General features: G+C 44.2%; 17 protein-coding genes. 9 read left to right on the top strand and 8 right to left on the bottom strand.

All coding sequences use genetic code 11. The annotated features are described in order from the left end of the window. Positions 1-22: 22 nt before the first annotated feature. The 6 genes from QUA58_RS02970 to QUA58_RS02945 all read left to right on the top strand — a co-directional run bounded on the left by QUA58_RS02970 (position 23) and on the right by QUA58_RS02945 (position 7,036). Positions 23-892 (top strand): STAS domain-containing protein, encoded by an 870-nt coding sequence (locus tag QUA58_RS02970; protein ID WP_333253017.1) that lies wholly within the window; start codon positions 23-25, stop codon positions 890-892. Positions 893-947: 55 nt separating this feature from the next. Next, a complete protein-coding gene (locus QUA58_RS02965) occupies positions 948-1,337 on the top strand; it encodes an STAS domain-containing protein (protein WP_333253015.1) in 390 nt (129 codons plus the stop codon). Between the two features lie 425 nt (positions 1,338-1,762). Continuing rightward, a complete protein-coding gene (locus QUA58_RS02960; protein ID WP_333257502.1) occupies positions 1,763-2,161 on the top strand; it encodes an anti-sigma regulatory factor in 399 nt (132 codons plus the stop codon). 335 nt (positions 2,162-2,496) lie between these two features. Next, positions 2,497-3,516, top strand: a complete 1,020-nt coding sequence (locus tag QUA58_RS02955) for an ATP-binding SpoIIE family protein phosphatase (protein ID WP_333392970.1) — start codon at positions 2,497-2,499, stop codon at positions 3,514-3,516. Beyond that, positions 3,513-5,075, top strand: a complete 1,563-nt coding sequence (locus QUA58_RS02950) for an ATP-binding protein (protein WP_333257508.1) — start codon at positions 3,513-3,515, stop codon at positions 5,073-5,075. Before QUA58_RS02955 ends, QUA58_RS02950 begins: the two co-directional genes overlap by 4 nt. A gap of 488 nt (positions 5,076-5,563) precedes the next feature. Further along, on the top strand, positions 5,564-7,036 hold the full coding sequence (locus QUA58_RS02945) for an MBOAT family protein (protein ID WP_333256862.1): 1,473 nt from the start codon (positions 5,564-5,566) through the stop codon (positions 7,034-7,036). A 106-nt stretch (positions 7,037-7,142) separates the two neighbouring features. Here the strand turns inward: QUA58_RS02945 and QUA58_RS02940 are convergent, their stop codons facing one another. Together QUA58_RS02940 and QUA58_RS02935 are read right to left on the bottom strand one after the other, a co-directional pair. Further along, complete coding sequence (locus tag QUA58_RS02940; RefSeq protein WP_333392969.1) at positions 7,143-7,979, bottom strand: sulfurtransferase; 837 nt, start codon at positions 7,977-7,979, stop codon at positions 7,143-7,145. Between the two features lie 25 nt (positions 7,980-8,004). Then, complete coding sequence (locus tag QUA58_RS02935) at positions 8,005-9,009, bottom strand: hypothetical protein (protein ID WP_333392968.1); 1,005 nt, start codon at positions 9,007-9,009, stop codon at positions 8,005-8,007. 634 nt (positions 9,010-9,643) lie between these two features. Here QUA58_RS02935 and glmU point away from each other — a divergent pair. Beyond that, a complete protein-coding gene (gene glmU, locus QUA58_RS02930) occupies positions 9,644-11,032 on the top strand; it encodes a bifunctional UDP-N-acetylglucosamine diphosphorylase/glucosamine-1-phosphate N-acetyltransferase GlmU (RefSeq protein WP_333256853.1) in 1,389 nt (462 codons plus the stop codon). 4 nt (positions 11,033-11,036) lie between these two features. Beyond that, positions 11,037-11,171, top strand: a complete 135-nt coding sequence (locus tag QUA58_RS02925) for a hypothetical protein (protein WP_333310061.1) — start codon at positions 11,037-11,039, stop codon at positions 11,169-11,171. Between the two features lie 170 nt (positions 11,172-11,341). Here QUA58_RS02925 and QUA58_RS02920 read toward each other — a convergent pair whose 3' ends face one another. The 3 genes from QUA58_RS02920 to QUA58_RS02910 all read right to left on the bottom strand — a co-directional run bounded on the left by QUA58_RS02920 (position 11,342) and on the right by QUA58_RS02910 (position 13,782). Beyond that, positions 11,342-12,085, bottom strand: a complete 744-nt coding sequence (locus tag QUA58_RS02920) for a hypothetical protein (RefSeq protein ID WP_333256850.1) — start codon at positions 12,083-12,085, stop codon at positions 11,342-11,344. Between the two features lie 486 nt (positions 12,086-12,571). Then, entirely contained in the window at positions 12,572-13,060 is a 489-nt protein-coding gene (locus QUA58_RS02915) for a hypothetical protein (RefSeq protein ID WP_333392967.1), read from the bottom strand. Positions 13,061-13,137: 77 nt separating this feature from the next. Then, positions 13,138-13,782 carry a hypothetical protein gene (locus QUA58_RS02910; RefSeq protein WP_333256846.1) on the bottom strand — a complete coding sequence of 215 codons (645 nt, stop codon included), beginning with the start codon at positions 13,780-13,782 and terminating at the stop codon, positions 13,138-13,140. Positions 13,783-14,151: 369 nt separating this feature from the next. Here QUA58_RS02910 and QUA58_RS02905 point away from each other — a divergent pair, with 369 nt between their 5' ends. Next, entirely contained in the window at positions 14,152-15,402 is a 1,251-nt protein-coding gene (locus QUA58_RS02905) for a WD40 repeat domain-containing protein (RefSeq protein ID WP_333392965.1), read from the top strand. A 98-nt stretch (positions 15,403-15,500) separates the two neighbouring features. On the opposite strand, the gene QUA58_RS02900 is transcribed toward QUA58_RS02905, so the two are convergent. The 3 genes from QUA58_RS02900 to QUA58_RS02890 form a co-directional block, all read right to left on the bottom strand. Continuing rightward, the gene (locus QUA58_RS02900) at positions 15,501-16,406 is read right to left on the bottom strand and encodes a hypothetical protein (RefSeq protein ID WP_333392964.1); all 906 of its coding nucleotides are present in this window, start codon (positions 16,404-16,406) and stop codon (positions 15,501-15,503) included. A 62-nt stretch (positions 16,407-16,468) separates the two neighbouring features. Continuing rightward, the gene (locus QUA58_RS02895) at positions 16,469-17,128 is read right to left on the bottom strand and encodes a transposase (protein WP_333392963.1); all 660 of its coding nucleotides are present in this window, start codon (positions 17,126-17,128) and stop codon (positions 16,469-16,471) included. A 61-nt stretch (positions 17,129-17,189) separates the two neighbouring features. After that, positions 17,190-17,537, bottom strand: coding sequence for a helix-turn-helix domain-containing protein (locus tag QUA58_RS02890; protein WP_333392962.1), 348 nt, complete (start codon positions 17,535-17,537; stop codon positions 17,190-17,192). Positions 17,538-17,539: the final 2 nt, after the last annotated feature.

Raw genomic sequence — 17,539 nt, 5'->3', positions numbered from 1 at the left:
TGCTAAGCAGGAGATAATTTTAATGGAACTCACAAGCAATAACACGATCGCGGAAATCCTACAAAGACACAAAGCAGAGTTACTAGCAGACTGGCTCAAAGAACTGCAAAATACCGGGCTGCGGCGGGACGACTTGATGAGAGCCAAAGAATTGCGCTCCGAGTGTCAAGAGTTTCTGCAATTGCTCCACATTGCAGTGGGGCACGGTAACTTTAGCGACATCCAGACACCCGAATGGGAAAATATGCGGCTGCTACTAGCGGAAGTTTCGCGATCGCGCGTTCAGAGAGGCTTTACTCCCTCAGAGATAGCGAGTTTCATTTTATGCTTCAAAAAGCCATTGTTCGATCGGCTATGTCATGAACTGACAGAAAACCGCGACGCACTTGTCGAACAACTTTGGCTTTCCACCAGTTTATTAGACCAGCTTGGCCTTTGGGTGACAGAAATCTTTCTCAAAGCTCGCGAAGAAGTCATCGAACGCCAGCAGCAAGAAATGCTCGAATTGTCAACACCCGTAGTCAAACTTTGGCAAGGCATTCTCGCTTTACCCATGATCGGGACTCTCGACAGTGCCCGCACTCAAATAGTCATGGAAACTCTGTTGCAGGAAATCATGGAAACTGGCTCAGAATTTGCGATTTTAGACATTACAGGCGTGCCGACTGTGGACACTTTAGTTGCTCAACATTTATTAAAAACTGTCGCAGCCGCCCGTTTAATGGGTACTGAGTGCATCATCAGTGGCATTCGCCCGCAAATAGCTCAAACCATAGTTCACTTGGGAGTAGACTTGCAGGATATTCTCACAAAAGCTACTTTAGCGGATGCTTTTAAAGTCGCGTTGCAGCGCCAAGGTTTAACTATAAAAAATATTAAAGAGGAAACATAAAAATATTGCGCTCTGACATGATAACTCAAGTAAATGTTAGCAAGTAGGTGAATTTGTGGAACGAATACCGATCCTTCAAATGGGAGAATTTTTGCTAGTAACAATTCAAGTAGATATGCACGATCGCTTAGCAATGACCCTGCAAGATGACCTGACAAACCGCATCGTCAAAACAGGTGTTAAAGGTGTGTTAATTGAAATTTCTTCCCTCGAAATTGTTGATTCTTTTATCGGTCGCATTATCAACAATATCGCTAGTATGTCGCGAATTTTAGATGCGGAAACAGTTGTGGTCGGGATGCAGCCAGCGGTTGCTATTACGCTCGTTGAGTTGGGGCTTTCCCTGACAGGAGTTCGCACAGCTTTAAGCGTTGAAAAAGGCATGATTTTGTTAAGAAAATCCTTGGGTTTCTCTCCTGACAAGCAATCTTCAGTTGACAGTTGACAGTTGACAGTTGACAGTTGACAGTTGACAGTTGACAGTTGACAGTTGACAGTTGACCTGGGATAGCGACATCTACCTGGAAGGAAGAGGATTGGAGTAATGAATAGTCTTCTTTTAATTTCTTCCTACAAGGGTTCCGGCTTTAAACCAATTCTTTCTGGTAAGCAGTCGATTAATTGTGCCGTGACTGAGGCACAGGAAGTAAAGAAACCTAGTTTGTTTGTAGATACCTTGTTGACAAACTGAAGATTTCTTAGGACAGGGCTTACGCACTCAAGAGGGTTAAATCAAGGGTTTGAGATTGCTTCACTATGTTCTCTATTGAGAGAAAATCGTAGTAAGTGCGTAAGTTTTATTAGGAGAAACTAAGTTGACGAGCGTAAGTCCTATATTTTGGGGAGAAGTTCTATTTTGGTACAGTAGCCATGTCAAAACGTGAGACACTAGAAATCCGATCGTCATCCGATATAGTCCACGTCCGACAGCAAGTGCGAGCTTGGGCTATAGCAATGGGATTCGGTTTATTAGACCAAACGAAAATCGTTACCGCAGCTAGTGAACTCGCCCGCAATACTGTAGAGTACGGCAAAGGGGGAACTGTAACTCTCGAAACGCTCCTATTAGGCACCCGCAAAGGGCTGAGGCTGATATTTGAAGACAAGGGCCCGGGAATTCCCGACATTGAATTGGCAATGACTGACGGTTATACTTCTAATCACGGTTTGGGTTTGGGGCTGAGTGGTTCCAAGCGGTTGATGCACGAATTTGAGATTGTTTCCAAAGTGGGTAAGGGGACTAAAATTGCGATCGTCCGCTGGCGGTGAGGAAGATGGGGAGAGGGGGAGATGGGGAGATTGGGAGAGGGGGAGATTGGGAGATTGGGAGAGGGGGGAAATATTCACGCTTGACTGCTTTCTTGTAACTAATATACCTCTTGCCAAAGTCGCCAACTATCTTAAAATTATCTGCGTTGCATTTGCGTTGCATCTGCGGTTTCGCAATCAATCAAAGATTTATGCAATCAGACCAATGACTAATGCCCAATGCCCAATGCCCAATGCCCAATGCCCAATGCCCAATGCCCAATGCCCAATGCCCAATGCCCAATGCCCAATGACTTTTTAAATGCGTGCCAGCTTAAGATTAGAACTATAAAGTAATGATAGATGCCGTAGCCCTGCCCGTAACAGAAGAAAGTCAAGTCGGAGAAGCGCGCCGAATCGCAGTCGCCCTCGCGACCGAAGTCGGATTTAACGAGACCGATCGCGGTAAAGTGGCAATTGTTGCCACCGAAGCAGCAAAAAACCTGGTCAAACACGGCCGCGAAGGAGAACTTTTGCTGCGAACATTAAAAACAGCGGCAGGATATAGCATTGAAATAGTAGCGCTAGACCGGGGCCAAGGAATGGCAAATGTCGCGCTGTGTATGCGAGACGGTTTTTCTACAGCGGGAAGCCCTGGAACTGGATTGGGGGCAATTAAACGCCTCTCTACTTTTTTTGATATTCATTCTGTACCAAAACTGGGGACAGCCTTATTAGCGCGGCTGGAACCTACCCAAAATAGCCGGGAAGCCTTTCAAAACAGCAATTACTTTGAATTTGGGGTCATCCACTTGCCGAAAGTAGGAGAGCAAATTTGCGGGGATTCGTGGGCGGCAGAAAATCACCTTGACAAAAACCTGATCTTAGTTGCAGACGGGCTCGGCTACGGGGATTTGGCCCAGGAAGCGTCTGGCGAAGCAGTGCGGGTATTTGAGGAAAACGCCAAACTCGGGCCGAAAGCAATTTTAGAGAAGGCGCACGCTGCTTTAAAAAATACCAGAGGAGCGGCTGCGGCGATCGCCCAAATAGATCCTACCCAACAAACAGTTTGTTTTGCCGGAATTGGCAACATCACCGGTGTAGTGGTGACAGATAACCAAAGCCGCAGCATGGTTTCCTACAACGGCACAGTTGGACATATGATGCGAAAAGTAGCAGAATTTGTCTATCCTTGGTCGCAGCAGTCCCTACTCATCATGCACTCCGACGGTTTGGGGGCGCAGTGGAATTTAAACCGCTATCCGGGTTTAGCCTCCAGACATCCTGCTTTAATCGCAGCCGTGCTCTACCGGGACTTCAAACGCACTCGCGATGACATGACAGTTATAGTAGCCAAGATGAGAGAAGCAGCGTGAGTTACCCAATCCTGACGACGGAAGTCCGCTTTGAACAAGACATCGTACAAGTTCGCCAAAGAGCTCGCCAAATTGCTAAAGGGCTGGGATTCGATTCCCAAGTACAAACCCGCATCGCCACAGCAGTTTCCGAAATTGCCCGCAATGCTTTCAAATATGCAGGCGGTGGCAAAGTAGAATTCATTGTGGAAGGGGAATCGCCCCAATTTTTTCGGACTCGGATTTCTGACACGGGGCCGGGAATTGCTGATTTACCGGCTGTGTTAAGCCCCAATTTTCGATCGCAAACTGGTGCGGGACTTGGTTTAGCAGCAGCGAAACGGTTGATGGACGAAGTGAAAATCGACTCTGCGCCCGATCGCGGAACGGCTGTACAATTAATTAAACAGTTTTCCAAAAATATGCCTGCGCTGAGTGCGATCGAACTAAATCAATTAGTTGACAAACTAGCGCGCCAAATTCCCGAAGATCCCTATGCCGAAATTCAGCAGCAAAATCAAGAATTACTACGCACTTTAGACGAACTCCGCCAGCGTCAAGAAGAACTCGTACAATTAAATCAACAACTAGAAGATACCAATCGCGGAGTCGTGGCACTTTACGCCGAATTGAATGATAAGGCCGAATCTCTCCGGCGCGCCAGCGAACTCAAAACCAGCTTTCTCTCCAATATGAGCCATGAGTTTCGCACTCCACTAACGGCAATTATGAGCCTTTCTGAAATATTGTTAAATCGCCTCGACGGAGAACTTTCAGCCGAACAGGACAAGCAAGTAAATTACATTTACAAATCCGCCGAGTCTCTCGCAGAACTTGTCAACGACTCGTTAGATTTAGCCAAAGTGGAAGCCGGAAAACTAACTGTTCGCTTGGCTGATTTTGAAGTCGAAGATTTGTTCAGCGCGCTGCGAGGAATGATGCGCCCCCTGCTTCCCCCAAACTCGGCCGTTTCTATAATTTTTGAAGATCCTCTCGAACTTCCAATCCTCACAACCGACGAGGGGAAAATTTCTCAGATTTTGCGAAATCTGATTTCTAATGCCCTCAAATTTACCGAAGCAGGCGAAGTCCGAGTTGCGGCAGAAATAGGAGACGGGGGAACAGTTATTTTTTCAGTTGCAGATACGGGCATTGGCATTTCTCCAGCCGACCAAACGCGGATTTTTGAAGAATTTGTCCAACTCGAAAATCCCTTGCAGAAGCGCGTCAAAGGCACCGGATTGGGATTGTCTCTGTGCAAAAAATTAGCGGAATTTCTGGGGGGAAGTATTGAAATCAAAAGTTCGCCCGGAGTGGGTTCGACTTTTTTGGTCAAGTTGCCGATCGTGTATGCTGGAGATCCAGAAAACTCTTTGGAAATGTCTGCTGCTAAGAAAGAGGCAATATCGTTGGCGATCGCAAATTCTCGTAGCTTGCGGGGTTCCGGGCCATCACCAGCGCCGGATTATTCAGCAGCAAAAGTTTTGATTGTGGACGATGAAAATAGTTTTTCGGTGTTTGCTGAAAAAGTTGCTGGCAGAAATTCATTGTACTGCGATCTAGGCCGCCAACGGTACTGAAGGTTTGTGATCGGCTAGTCTTTGGACTTATTGCATAAATCTTTGATAGAGCCGGTCAACCGCAGATGTAAGGTAGATCAACGCAGATCAACGCAGATAATTTCAAGATAGATAAGATGGCGGTTGAAACCACGTCTACAAAAACGAAGTTTATTTAATTTGCAACAGCATTTAACCTTTGTGCTGTAAAATGTAGCAGTTCTCAGTTGCCGACTCTACATTAGGGACTTTGGCGGTGCTTTTGTTCGTGTTAGCGCGATCGGCTAAAATCCATAAATCTAGTTCTTAGCAGAGTCTCGATCCCCCCTAGCCCCCCTTAAGAAGGGGGGAACTGGAAGCACTTTCAAAGTCCCCCTTTTTAAGGGGGATTTAGGGGGATCGAGGCTGGGCTAAAAACGAGAGATACAGATGGTTTTAAGCGATTGTTGACACCAATGGGTACTGCGCCCTGTCCCGATCGAATATCCGATCTTGTTTATTTGTAAAAAATGACTTTCATCTCTCTTCAATATGCCCTGTTTCTGTTAGTTTTGTTCGCGGCTTACTGGTTGGTTCCGGTGCGGTGGTGGCGGCTGTTCATCATGTTGGCCGGTAGTTTAATTTTTTACGCTTCGCTGCAAATTTGGTACATTCCTCTGCTGTTAGTCGGTGCTTTGTTTAATTACTGCTTGGCGATGGCGATTGGGGAACCTCTGGATTGGCGCATTGCTAATGAATCTTGGAACCGCCGCCGTTTGTGGCTGCTGTGGATAGGAATTTGCCTGAATGTGTTGCTGCTTCTGGGCTTTAAGTATGTGCCTTTTTTATTGAGTTCGATCGGCACTTTGTTCAATTGGCCTGTTGCTCTCGACGGGGCTGACTGGGTAAAAAGTCACGTCATCGCACCCCTGGGATTGAGTTTCTTTTGCTTTGAGTGCATTGCTTATTTGATTGACGTGTACCGAGGCGCGCCTGCTGCTACTTCGCTGCTGCACTTTGCTGCTTACAAGTTGTTTTTTCCAAAACTGATTTCCGGCCCGATTACTCGGTATCACAACTTGATCTATCAACTGAAAACCCAGCAATTTCCGACGCCCGATCGCATTTCTGAGGGACTTTGGACGATCGCCTTTGGTGCAGTAAAAAAAGGTCTTTTTGCAGATAACTTGGGCATTTATGTCGATTTAAGCTTTACCAACTTGCAGCGGGCGGGTAGCGAGGATTTGTGGCTGGCGATTTTTGCTTACGGGCTGCAACTTTATCTCGATTTTAGTGGCTATGTTGACATGGCGCGCGGTACTGCTTTGCTGCTGGGTTGGTATTTGCCACCAAATTTTGATTTTCCTTATTTTAGTGCCAGCATAGCTGATTTTTGGCGACGCTGGCACATGACTTTAGGCGATTGGCTACGCAATTATTTGTATTTTCCTTTGGGGGGTTCGCGAGTCGGTTTGTGGCGCACTTGTCTGAATTTGTCGATCGTCATGTTAATTGCGGGAATTTGGCACGGGGCAGCTTGGGGATTTATTGTGTGGGGGGGTTTACATGGTTTAGCTTTGGCGGTTCACAGGCTGACTGATGTGCTGTTTAAGCGGTTGCGGATCGAGTTTTTGTGGGAAAATCCGATCGGGATTGCGATCGGTTGGCTGTTGACTCAGGCGATGGTTTTTGGTAGTTGGATATTTTTCCGCCTTCCCGATTTAAAGGATTCTGGATGGGCGATTTCGCATTTGTGGGGACACACTGCTGACGTGCAGTTTGCTGAGAAAGTTTATGGCGAAGCTTTGGGTTTGGAAAGAGTGCATTTAACTTGGATGTTAGCGGCTTTGGCTGCGGCGATGCTGGGGAATTATGCGTTGAGTCGGGGTTTGAAATTGGAGTTAAATTGGCCTATGAAATTGGTGTTAGTGCCGCTTTGTTTGTATGCGGTTTGGGTGTTGGCTCCCGAAGGGGGTTTGCCTTATATTTATTTCGATTTTTAGAAGACGGTTAAAACCGAGTCTATACAGAAACCGGGCAGTTGCAACCGCGTCTATACAGACAAAACCCACCTCCGTGGGTTGAAGAAAATGTTGTATAAATGCTGTTTCAACCGCCGCTTTTTATCTGATAGGAACACCAGTCACTCCAGCTACCGACATAAAGTTTAGCATCGGGAATTCCGGCGATTTCTAAAGACAGTAAATTAACGCAAGCCGTCACCCCGGAACCGCAATAAACAATAATTTCTTCGGCTTTTTCTAATTCCGTCCACCGCTGTTTTTGTTCGGATGCCGATCGCACTTTTCCAGTTTCATCCGTCACCCCTTGCCAAGGATAGTTAACCGCGCCCGGAATGTGGCCTGCAATGGGGTCGATCGGCTCCCGCAAACCTTCATACCTCTCGCTTTCTCGCGAATCAACCAAAACCTTTCTCGGCAAGTCTTTACGCTCTTTTACCGCCTCAATATCTACCGCCAAATCCTGCTGCAAGTGGGCAACAAAGTTACCCTCGCGGGGTTCTGGCAAAATATTTGTTACCGGATATCCGGCCGCTTTCCAGCCACTGAACCCACCGTCTAACAAAGCGACTTTGCTGTGTCCCATATATCGCAGCAGCCACCACAAACGAGCCGAAAAAGCCAGCCGCGAATCGTCATAAGCCACGACTAAAGTTTCTGATGAATTAATCCCGATCGCGCTCAATTTCTCAGCTAATTCTTCAATATTTGGCAGCGGATGTCTACCGCCGTGTTTGCCCACTGAACTCGCGAGGTCGCGGTTTAAATCTAAATAGAAAGCTCCGGGAATGTGACTTTCTTGATATTGTTTTTGTCCCAATTCAGGGTCGGCAAGGGAAAAACGACAGTCAATGATTACAACTTGCGGATTGTCAGTATTGGTGGCTAACCATTCAGGAGAAACGATTAAAGTGTTGTCAGTCATAATTATTCAAATCTCTATTTTAACATTATCTAGAAGGAGATTTTTTCTCTGGTTCTGCTTTTTTGTCGGAAGGAGATTTCTTAGGAGTTGCTTTGTCTGAAGCTTTATTTTCAGAATTGGATTTTTTAGGAGTTGCTTTTTCCGAAGTTTCTTTGGGCGAATTGGATTTTTTAGGAGTTGCTTTTTCCGAAGGTAATTTTTCGGCTGGTGCGGGAGTTGGAGTTGGCAGAGGGGGAGTTACTGCTGCTTCTTGAGCGTAAAGCAGATATTTCTGATACTCGATTACTTTTGCTTGAGCTAGTTGATGGTTGGGGCTAGACACTGGTACTCTTCTCATTAATGAGACCGCTTCTTGCCAGCGATCAATAACTGTCGCCCAATCTTCCTTGGTTTTTGCCGCTCGCCCTAATTCTGCTGCTTTGAGTGCGCTGTTAACGGCTTCTCGAAAAGTATCTGGTGCAGTTGCTAAATCTGCTGTTTCCTCGGGATTATTCCCCGCAGTTGCTGCTGGCTGGTTCAAAATCTTACCGACAAACGCCACCACGGCGATCGCCAACATACCGATTACTAGCCCAACTACAATGAAAGTCGATCGCAGCCGATTCTCAAATGCAGCAAGTTCCGGCGGTTTTTCCTCCTCAAAATTGTTTTCCATCTCTGTGCGATCATCTATATTAGCAACCGCAGTATTTGGCACAGATTCTCCTGCAAAGCTCTGTGGTTCAAAAGTGCTGTTCTCCAAACTAAACTCTTGACTCCAAGCAGCAGCAATCTGACCGCTTTCTCGGCCCTCAACCTTCACTTTACGAATCGAATCCGGCTGCAAATTCGTCAGCTCGGTGCGGACAAAATCAACTAATGTGTTTTCTATGGGTACCTGCTCGGCCTCAAGAATTACATCCAAACAGTCGCCGTCGAGATTTGCCGAGGCTGTGATGCCTTCAGATTGCAACTGGCTGTTTAGCCAAGATGTGATCGCAGTGGCAAGATTTCCCTGCTTGGCAAGTTCCTGAAAATTAAGCTCTGTCATAGCTAGACACCTGATAATGCAGAAGGTAGAAGGCAGAAGGAAGTTCGGTAACGGATTACGTAACAGATGTAACGGATGCAAGAAGTCAGAAGGCTTTAGTTATTTAGCATAGAAGTCAGAAGCAATATGATAACTCATGTTTCAGCAATTAAGAATGTCTTAACCTTCGGGCGCGGTTGCTATAGAAGGCAGAATTAATGAAACAGTCAGAAATATTTTTTTTAAGTTGAAAACACCCTCACTGAAATTCAACAAATAGTATAATGTATCGTGGCAAATCCCAGCCCAAAGACGCAAATTATCCCTCTCGCTCCCCCTCCCAGCCCTTGGGAAAAGACTCGCAGTCCTTACTCCCAAACAAACTCAGGTTTGTAGTGAGGAATGCAAGTCGTCTTGCTCAGCCGCCAAATACTGCTGCTGCAAGCAGGTTTTTGATACCGGGCGCGCCAGTCCAGAGATTGCAAGCATCGCCCCTACAACCAGCATCCGGCTGGAAAAATATTCGATCGCGCGGATGCGAGATGGGAAATTTTAGATGAAAAATTTGTGCGATCGCAGTGCCATCGGCGGACAGCGAGTGATATCATCAGTTAGTCAATATTCAAGTTTTTATAGCAAATAACTCGATCGCACAATGGTAGCAATAGCAATTTTAGCGGCTGGACGCGGCACGCGCATGAAATCTGACTTACCCAAAGTTCTACACGAATTGGGCGGTCGATCCCTAGTTGAGCGAGTCCTCCAAAGTTGTCAAGAAATTCAAATTACCAGGCGACTTGTCATCGTCGGTTATCGAGGCGAACTCGTTAAAGAATCCCTGATTCGAGGTCAAGAAATATCAGGGAAAAATCTTCAATCTCCTCCCCTAGAATTTGTCGAACAAACTGAACAATTGGGAACAGGTCATGCCATCCAACAATTGCTGCCTCACTTAGAGGGATTTCAAGGAGACTTGCTGGTCTTAAATGGGGATGTACCTTTGCTGAGGGCAGAAACTATCAAACAATTGATGGCCATTCACAAACAGCACCAAAACTCTGCTACTTTATTGACAGCTAATTTGCCGAATCCCCAAGGATACGGTCGAGTATTTACTGACAGTCAAAATTTAGTCCAGCAAATTGTCGAAGACCGCGACTGCACACAAGCTCAAAAGCAAAATCACCGAATTAATGCAGGTGTTTACTGCTTTCACTGGCCGGATTTAGAGAAAATTTTGCCAGAATTGAAGGCAGATAATGACCAAAAAGAATATTACCTAACTGATACGGTAAATTTCCTCAGTCCGGTGATGGCGGTGGATGTGGAAGATTATCAAGAAATATTGGGAATTAACGATCGCAAACATTTAGCCACAGCTTGCGATATTTTGCAAACGCGGATAAAGGACAAGTGGATGACGGCGGGAGTGACGCTGCTAGATCCCAACAGCATTACGATCGACGATACCGTAGAGTTGCAGCCGGATGTGATAATTGAACCGCAAACTCACTTGCGCGGAAATACTTCGATCGCCTCTGGGAGTCGCATCGGCCCCGGCAGTTTGATCGAAAACAGTCAGATTGGAGAAAATGTGACTGTGCTTTATTCGGTGGTTTCTGACAGTATGGTTGCTGAAAATTCGCGAATTGGCCCTTATGCCCACTTGCGGGGACACGCAGAAATTGGGGCGAACTGCCGTGTCGGCAATTTTGTAGAATTGAAAAATACTCAAATAGGCGATCGAACTAATGTCGCTCACTTGTCTTATTTAGGCGACGCGACTTTGGGAGAAAAAGTTAACATCGGTGCTGGGACAATTACCGCAAATTATGACGGAAAAAACAAGCACAAAACTCAAATAGGCGATCAAACTAAAATAGGTTCTAACAGCGTGCTGGTTGCACCGATAACTTTGGGGGAAGATGTTACTGTAGCGGCGGGTTCTGTAGTGACGGAAGATGTGCCGAATGACTGTTTAGTAATTGCCCGTTCCCGGCAAGTTGTGAAACCAGGTTGGAAGTTGAAAGAACCTAAAAAGTGAACGATTGTTTACTTTTGTGATGATGAGTTTCCACGCGATCGGGACTTGTGCGATCGATACCAAAGAAACCGGGTTTTTATTAGCGGGGGCGATCGCCCTCTCGCGTGAAATTTGGGTGAAAAACCAGGTTTCTGCGTAATATCATGTTCGATGGAGTGACCGCGATTAAAAGGGCGGGTTTTTGAGATTGTCAATTATTGGCAGAGATTTTTCGTGAACCCGCCCCTACCGTATTAGGGGTAATCAACCGGACATGATATAAGTCCGCAACCTTGAGAAATCGGGTTGATCGCGATCGGCTATTTTGTCTTATTTTTGCGCGTTCAGATAGTTGTTAATCGCTTTGGCAATTTTTTCTTGCTGGTAGAGGTTCATAGTATTAGGCAGGGATATGCGAGAGCCTCCACAAACTAACAGTCTGACTTCGTACCAAGTGTCATTTTGCAGATCTTTTGTTTGATCGACTTCCACGCCATAAATCTCGCACAGAGAGTATTCAATTACTTTACGTGCCAACAAACCCTGCTGTTTAACAGTCAAGGTGTTTAACATTCCATCGAAGCTGTAGGTTTCATTATTTCTCAAGACGATCACTGCCGCTGCTGCGAGCAAAAATATGACTCCTGTCCATCCCAACCAGCGATCGTCTTGGCTTAAGCGCAGCAATCGATCTTTGGCATTTTTAACAAAAAAATTGATGTCAGAAGCAACAGCGTCTTGGGTTCCCCAATTAGTGGAGTTAGCAGTGAAAGGAACATTGCCAACAGAAGTCAGAAGTACAACTCTAGTTTTATAGCCGCATCTTTGAACTTTAGCTCCCTGCAAAGAAGCAAGCTCAATTTCTTGGATTTTTGAACCCAGTAAATTCGATCGCACAATCTGGCAACTGCCTTGTTTTGCCTGCAATCGCTGGCAGATCAGGGTTGCTTTATGATAATCAAAAGCCAGCCCGAACAGTCCCAAAGCCATGAATAAACAACTAGGCAACCAAAAATCAAATATGCTTTGAGTCTGAATTATTAATTCACTTGCTGTTTGCTTGATTATTTTCATTTATCTCGCCCTTAAATTACAAAAATGATGTTACTGATCGCCTTACTAACCCCGCTCAGCCGAATTGTTAACTTATATATTATTTGAAGTCGTTCTCTGCCATGACCCCTTTTATTTTGGTAATAGGTTAGCACTAAAACTTCTGACCGACAACAAATGTCGCGAGTTTACCTGCTGCTGGGTTTAAGATAGCTTTCTATGATTTAAAATAGATGAATCTTAAAAATATATTAATTATGTTATGGGAAATGAAACGTTAGCTTCGCGGTCCGTAGGAAAGTAATCACCAGGTGAGTCCAGGTTTACATTTTGTTACATTGTCAGGTTTATTTGCGCCTACTTAATTATCGTTAGTTATTAATTTGGGCGATTCCCTACAGGATATAGCAATCCTAGATCATTTGTGAATTTCTTACTCCCTCCCCTTGATCAGGGGAGGGTTGGGGTGGGGTAAAAAGTTTACGACTCCTGCAAGGATTGCTATAGCTACGATTCACGGGCTTGCAGGGCAAATATATTGCTAAGGGTGCGACGATCGCTAATCGAGATATAGCTGCGAATCAAGTCAGCCATTTTGTGTTGTTCTGTTAGTGAATAGCTTCTTAAACAGATGATATCGCCCCCGAACATCCACAAATCAACATAATAGCTACGATTTCCCTCCCTATCTCCCACTTCCTCTAATTCCACCGCAGAAATCTCGTGAGTTGAGCATTCGGTAACATCATGAAGCCATACACCCCGTCGTTTAATTGTCATTTTGCTAAAAGTTTTATCAAAAATGTATATTTCATCTATCGCGCCGTCCAACAAAGATAGCGAGAACAACAGAAATATGCCTCCCCCTATCCAATTTGATGCTAAAATAATCTGCAATAATCCAATGATGATGAAGGGAGAAATTAATAGCAAACCATCCCAGGCGCTAGCCGTTTTAATGGTTAGTTTAGTTGGTGTTTGTTTAATAATTTTCATTAGTTTAGTTGTTGACTTTGACAGAAAATGTGAATTACTTATCTATCCGCTGTATGCAATTTTTAATGCACGGATTATTATTTGACAATGCTTTGGACGATCCTCTTCGTTGGCTTCGCTAACGCACTTTTGGTGTTGTCAATAGCCTTGACAGCATAAGCATCGCCCGGACGTATCTGTAAAGCTCTGTTAAAATTGATTAAAGCCGTTTGGTAGTCTCCCTGCCCGTAGTAGATATAGCCGAGTTTCATCGATTGTTTGAAGTCATCTTTTTGAGCAGAAACAGGAGCAGAATTAGGCTCAGTTACAGGTGCAGCAACAGTAGGAGATGGCTCGGCAGCAGGAGATGGCTCTTGATAGAGGGATGGATAAGTGTTGAAATCAGAAGAAAAAGAAGATGGCGATTGCTCGTTAGACCCCTGATCTACATTAGGCCCAGAACCATCAGTTTTGAAAATACCTATGGCAGGTAATAATGCAATAATAATGCCTAACAAGAAATACATGATGAATCCAGTAAGTTGAAGTAAAAATGGTTTCCTAACTTTTTTATAACTCCAATTTTTAATAGGAAATACCCAGAAAGAAAAGAGAACAAAAAAGTAAATTAATCCCCACAGAATTTCTTGTTCAATAGCTTGAGATAATCCCCAGATATAACCAACCAAAATTAAAATAAAGCCCAGACCGCCAAAAAAGAAGACGATCGCAATTCCAGACATTTTCTATTTCTCCGCTTGATGTATGGTTGTTTGGCAAACTGTAAAGGTACAGAAAAACTCTTAACTACAATTCTTCAACAAATTTCTTTTAAGGTCAATTCATAAATTTCATTAATTAAGTTCAGAAAAGTCATAATTATATTTTGATGGCGGGTTCTCCTGCCCACCCCACAAGAGTTGCATCAAATTGATGTATGGTTGTTTGGCAAACTGTAAAGGTAAGGATTTAGGCGAACTTTCAGCCTGAAACTCATTCCCCTGTTGGCTGTGTTAAAAATAGATTAGCGGTGAAAACAGTTCGATCGCGCACAGCGAATGTTAGGATTTTAGTTAGGAATTTGACTAGGAACTCGATCGCGACTGCCGCAAATGATACCCTCTACCCTCGATCGACCCGAAGAACCATTTGCACGGGCAAGCAACGGCTGGGACATCCACAGGCTTTACAGCGACTTGGCAAATGCCAAACAAGAATTCGCCCCCCACACCAGAACAGGGCTGACACCCGTAGAAAAGCGGCATCTCTGTGGCTTGCTGTGCGGTTACAGTCCCGCCGAAATAGCGGTTTTTCTCAACAAACAAATCAAAGGTGTAGAAGTTGATTTGTCAAAAACTTTGTACAGATACATAGAATTTTTGACAAATCGACCCCGAAATGCTCTCAAAAATTGGAGAGATGCGATCGACTGGCTAGAAATAGCAGGGTATAAAACGCAGCCAAAAACCTCAACCGGCGCTATCTTAAAAGCCACTCTCCACCATTCAGACAGGATTTTGTCTACGGCTATCAGTCCCGACGGACAATTACTGGCAACGGGATCTGACGACAGTACAGTGAAAATTTGGAGTTTGCACAGCGGGGAACTGCGACAGACGATTTTCGGACATTCCACAGCCGTGTTGCTAGTTGCTTTCAGTCCCGCCAGTAAAACGCTGCTGACACGATCGCGCGCGGGCACAGTCAAACTCTGGAACCTGCAAAATGGCGAACTGCTGAAGCGTTTGGCAGACGTACACCGCCACGAATCCGTCGCCGTCAGCCCCGACTGGCAAATTTTGGCGATCGGCACCACCCGTGGCAAAATCAAGCTTCAGCACCTCAACAGCGGCCAACTGCTGCAAGTTTTAGAAGGCTATCAAGGGGATGACATTAGTGCGATCGCCCTGAGTCCCAACGGCAAAATGCTAGTAGCCAGCGGGCTCAATGCAGTCAGCGGTTTCTGTCGCGCCACAGTCACTTTGTGGGAACTACCGGGAGGCGAAGTGAGACGAACATTTGGCAGCGAAAATTATGTAGCGATTTCTCCCGATAGCCAAATTCTTGTCAATCATGGTGGTCAAACTATCAAACTGTGGAATTTGCAAACCGGGGAATTATTGCAGGCGCTGCAAACAGGAATTCGCATCACTTCCGCCGCCGCAATTAGCCCTGATGGGAAATACTTTGCAGTGGGGTGTTTTGACGGTACTGTTAGACTTTGGAGTCTTCGCGGCGAATTGCTGCACACGTTAGATGGACATTCTAGCCCTGTGTCTGCGGTGGCGATCGGGCTTTTGGGCGAAACTCTCGTCAGCGGCGCGGAGAATGGTACTGTTAAAATTTGGCAACTGCGGATTTAAGATTAGAGAGGTTAGGGGCGATGAGGCAGAAACCGGGTTTTTACGAAAATACAGCATTCCGGCCTTTAACTAGGAGTGAAAAACCCGGTTTGTTTGTTTTATTTAGCGCGGCTAACTGCTAAACGTGCAGCGTTTAAATTTTGCTGATACTGAACAACTCTATTCTGAGCTACAACATAATTGGGATTCGACTGCGGCACAGTTTTCATAAACACGATCGCTTGCTCCCACTGACTAGCAACGGACTCCCACTCAGCTTTAGTTTGAGCAGTTTGAGCGAACAAAGCTGCATTTTGAGCCTCATCAATTCCCTGTTGAAAAGGACGATTGATTCTGCGCTTAATAGCAACTAAATTCTGCTGGTACTGTACAACTCTATTTTGGGCGACATCATAATTGGAACTCGAAGGTTGTACTGATTTCATCAGGGCTATAGCATTTTGCCACTCAGTGACTACTGCGAGCAACTGCGTCTCAGATTGAGCCGATTGAGCAAAATTTGCTGCATTTGTTGCTTTATTGACTGCATCCCCAAAAGAGTCAGATTTAATTGTTGGAGAAGTCGGAGGTAATGGTTTGGATATCGGTACAGTTGGCAAAGCAGGTGTTTGTTCAGAAGTCACCAAATTCGGTACATTCTTTGTCGGTGCAGGTAAATTTATAGCCTGCCTCACCTCGGGATTTTTAGAAAGCAGCGAAACCCCTGAAACCGCCACAAAAGTTACAAATGCCAGTAAAAATAATTCCGCCAGTGTTTTTAGAGAAAAGTTGTTGCGAATCAGGTAATCTATTTGGTAAAGATATGCCGCTGTAACTACCCAAATCACTGCCGAAACTTCAGCAATAGTAGATAGATAATTAGATACCTCTGATTGGTAAGATCCAACACAACTTGCCAATTCAAATTCTGCTCCGTAGTTGCAGCTTGAAACAATCGGGAAAAATGGCAACAGCAAAACTACAACCATTATCAAAGATAACAGCGCCACAAGTGGGGCGTACAAACCTTCCCACAAACTCCTGGGACTATAGCAATCCTAAATGATTTTCTATATCTAGAGCAATCCTAAATGATTTTCTCTGTGTAAGTATATTGACGTATTTTGGGGAAATCAAATTTATGTTCGTTAGTAAAAAACTCAAACAAAAACTTGACAATCTTAAAAGACCTACATAAATACCAATACTTTATTAAAAAGTTTTTAGCTTGTAACCAAATATCTTCAACTGGATTCTGTTGGGGAGCATTGGGAGCAAATAAAATACAAGTAATTGACCAATTCTCAGGTTCTTTGTCACCATTTAGTTCTAATAAAAAGTCTCTAAATTCTCCATATTTATGATAACTAGCTCCATCCCAAATCAAGATAATCTTGCGATTTTTATATTTATTTTGTAAATATTTTATGAATTTAACTGTTGATTTTTTATCACCAGATGGATGGCTCTGAATAGGGAATTCTTTGCTTTGATAATTGAGTGCACCAAAATAAGTTTGTCTATCTTTTTCATTGGTAATTGGGACTTCAATTCTAATTTTGGATTGACCCCAAACATAACCAGTTAGATCACCATGAAGTAGATGACATTCATCTAAAAACAATACTATTATTTCCCCAGACTCTATACCAGCGTTGTTTTTAAATAAAATATCGTTAATTTTTTCCGTCTTTTTTTTTACCAGTTCTTTATCAAATTTCGGATTGGTTTTTTGAGTTTTTTGCAACTAATTTTCCCCGGTATAAAAGTTCATAGTAACTCTGTTTGGATTTATATATCACACCAAATTATCGATCTAAATAAGTAACCATTTCATCTGAATTCCAATATTCTTTATTCTTTAACCACTCGATTACTTCAGTATTTTGTAGAGACGTTAAATACCCTTTTGACCCTTTATGTCCTAGTTTGAGTCCGGCGATGCCTTTAGTTTTAAATTGCTTTTTCCAATAACCAATAAAAAACTTACTTGCACCCAAAATTTTGCTAATTTTATGGTAGATATTACCTGAAATCGCCATCCTTACAGCTATTGCTCGTTTTAGTTCTCTGGCATCGATATCACTTTTAATGAAAGATTCTAAACAATCTATTTCTTTTTCCCTATCTTTTTGTGGCAGTTGTAAGTTATTCATGG

This window comes from Microcoleus sp. N9_A1, assembly GCF_036701795.1.
Lineage (GTDB): Bacteria > Cyanobacteriota > Cyanobacteriia > Cyanobacteriales > Microcoleaceae > Microcoleus.
The sequence above is the reverse complement of the archived record's forward strand: the minus strand, read 5'-3'. Positions and strand labels throughout refer to the sequence as shown.

Bases quoted from the DNA above. Each gene is read 5' to 3' on its own strand.
- QUA58_RS02970 (WP_333253017.1), top strand. From the start codon at position 23: ATGGAACTCACAAGCAATAACACGATCGCGGAAATCCTACAAAGACAC.
- QUA58_RS02960 (WP_333257502.1), top strand. From the start codon at position 1,763: ATGTCAAAACGTGAGACACTAGAAATCCGATCGTCATCCGATATAGTC.
- QUA58_RS02955 (WP_333392970.1), top strand. From the start codon at position 2,497: ATGATAGATGCCGTAGCCCTGCCCGTAACAGAAGAAAGTCAAGTCGGA.
- QUA58_RS02945 (WP_333256862.1), top strand. From the start codon at position 5,564: ATGACTTTCATCTCTCTTCAATATGCCCTGTTTCTGTTAGTTTTGTTC.
- QUA58_RS02940 (WP_333392969.1), bottom strand. From the start codon at position 7,979: ATGACTGACAACACTTTAATCGTTTCTCCTGAATGGTTAGCCACCAAT.
- QUA58_RS02935 (WP_333392968.1), bottom strand. From the start codon at position 9,009: ATGACAGAGCTTAATTTTCAGGAACTTGCCAAGCAGGGAAATCTTGCC.
- glmU (WP_333256853.1), top strand. From the start codon at position 9,644: ATGGTAGCAATAGCAATTTTAGCGGCTGGACGCGGCACGCGCATGAAA.
- QUA58_RS02920 (WP_333256850.1), bottom strand. From the start codon at position 12,085: ATGAAAATAATCAAGCAAACAGCAAGTGAATTAATAATTCAGACTCAA.
- QUA58_RS02915 (WP_333392967.1), bottom strand. From the start codon at position 13,060: ATGAAAATTATTAAACAAACACCAACTAAACTAACCATTAAAACGGCT.
- QUA58_RS02910 (WP_333256846.1), bottom strand. From the start codon at position 13,782: ATGTCTGGAATTGCGATCGTCTTCTTTTTTGGCGGTCTGGGCTTTATT.
- QUA58_RS02905 (WP_333392965.1), top strand. From the start codon at position 14,152: ATGATACCCTCTACCCTCGATCGACCCGAAGAACCATTTGCACGGGCA.
- QUA58_RS02890 (WP_333392962.1), bottom strand. From the start codon at position 17,537: ATGAATAACTTACAACTGCCACAAAAAGATAGGGAAAAAGAAATAGAT.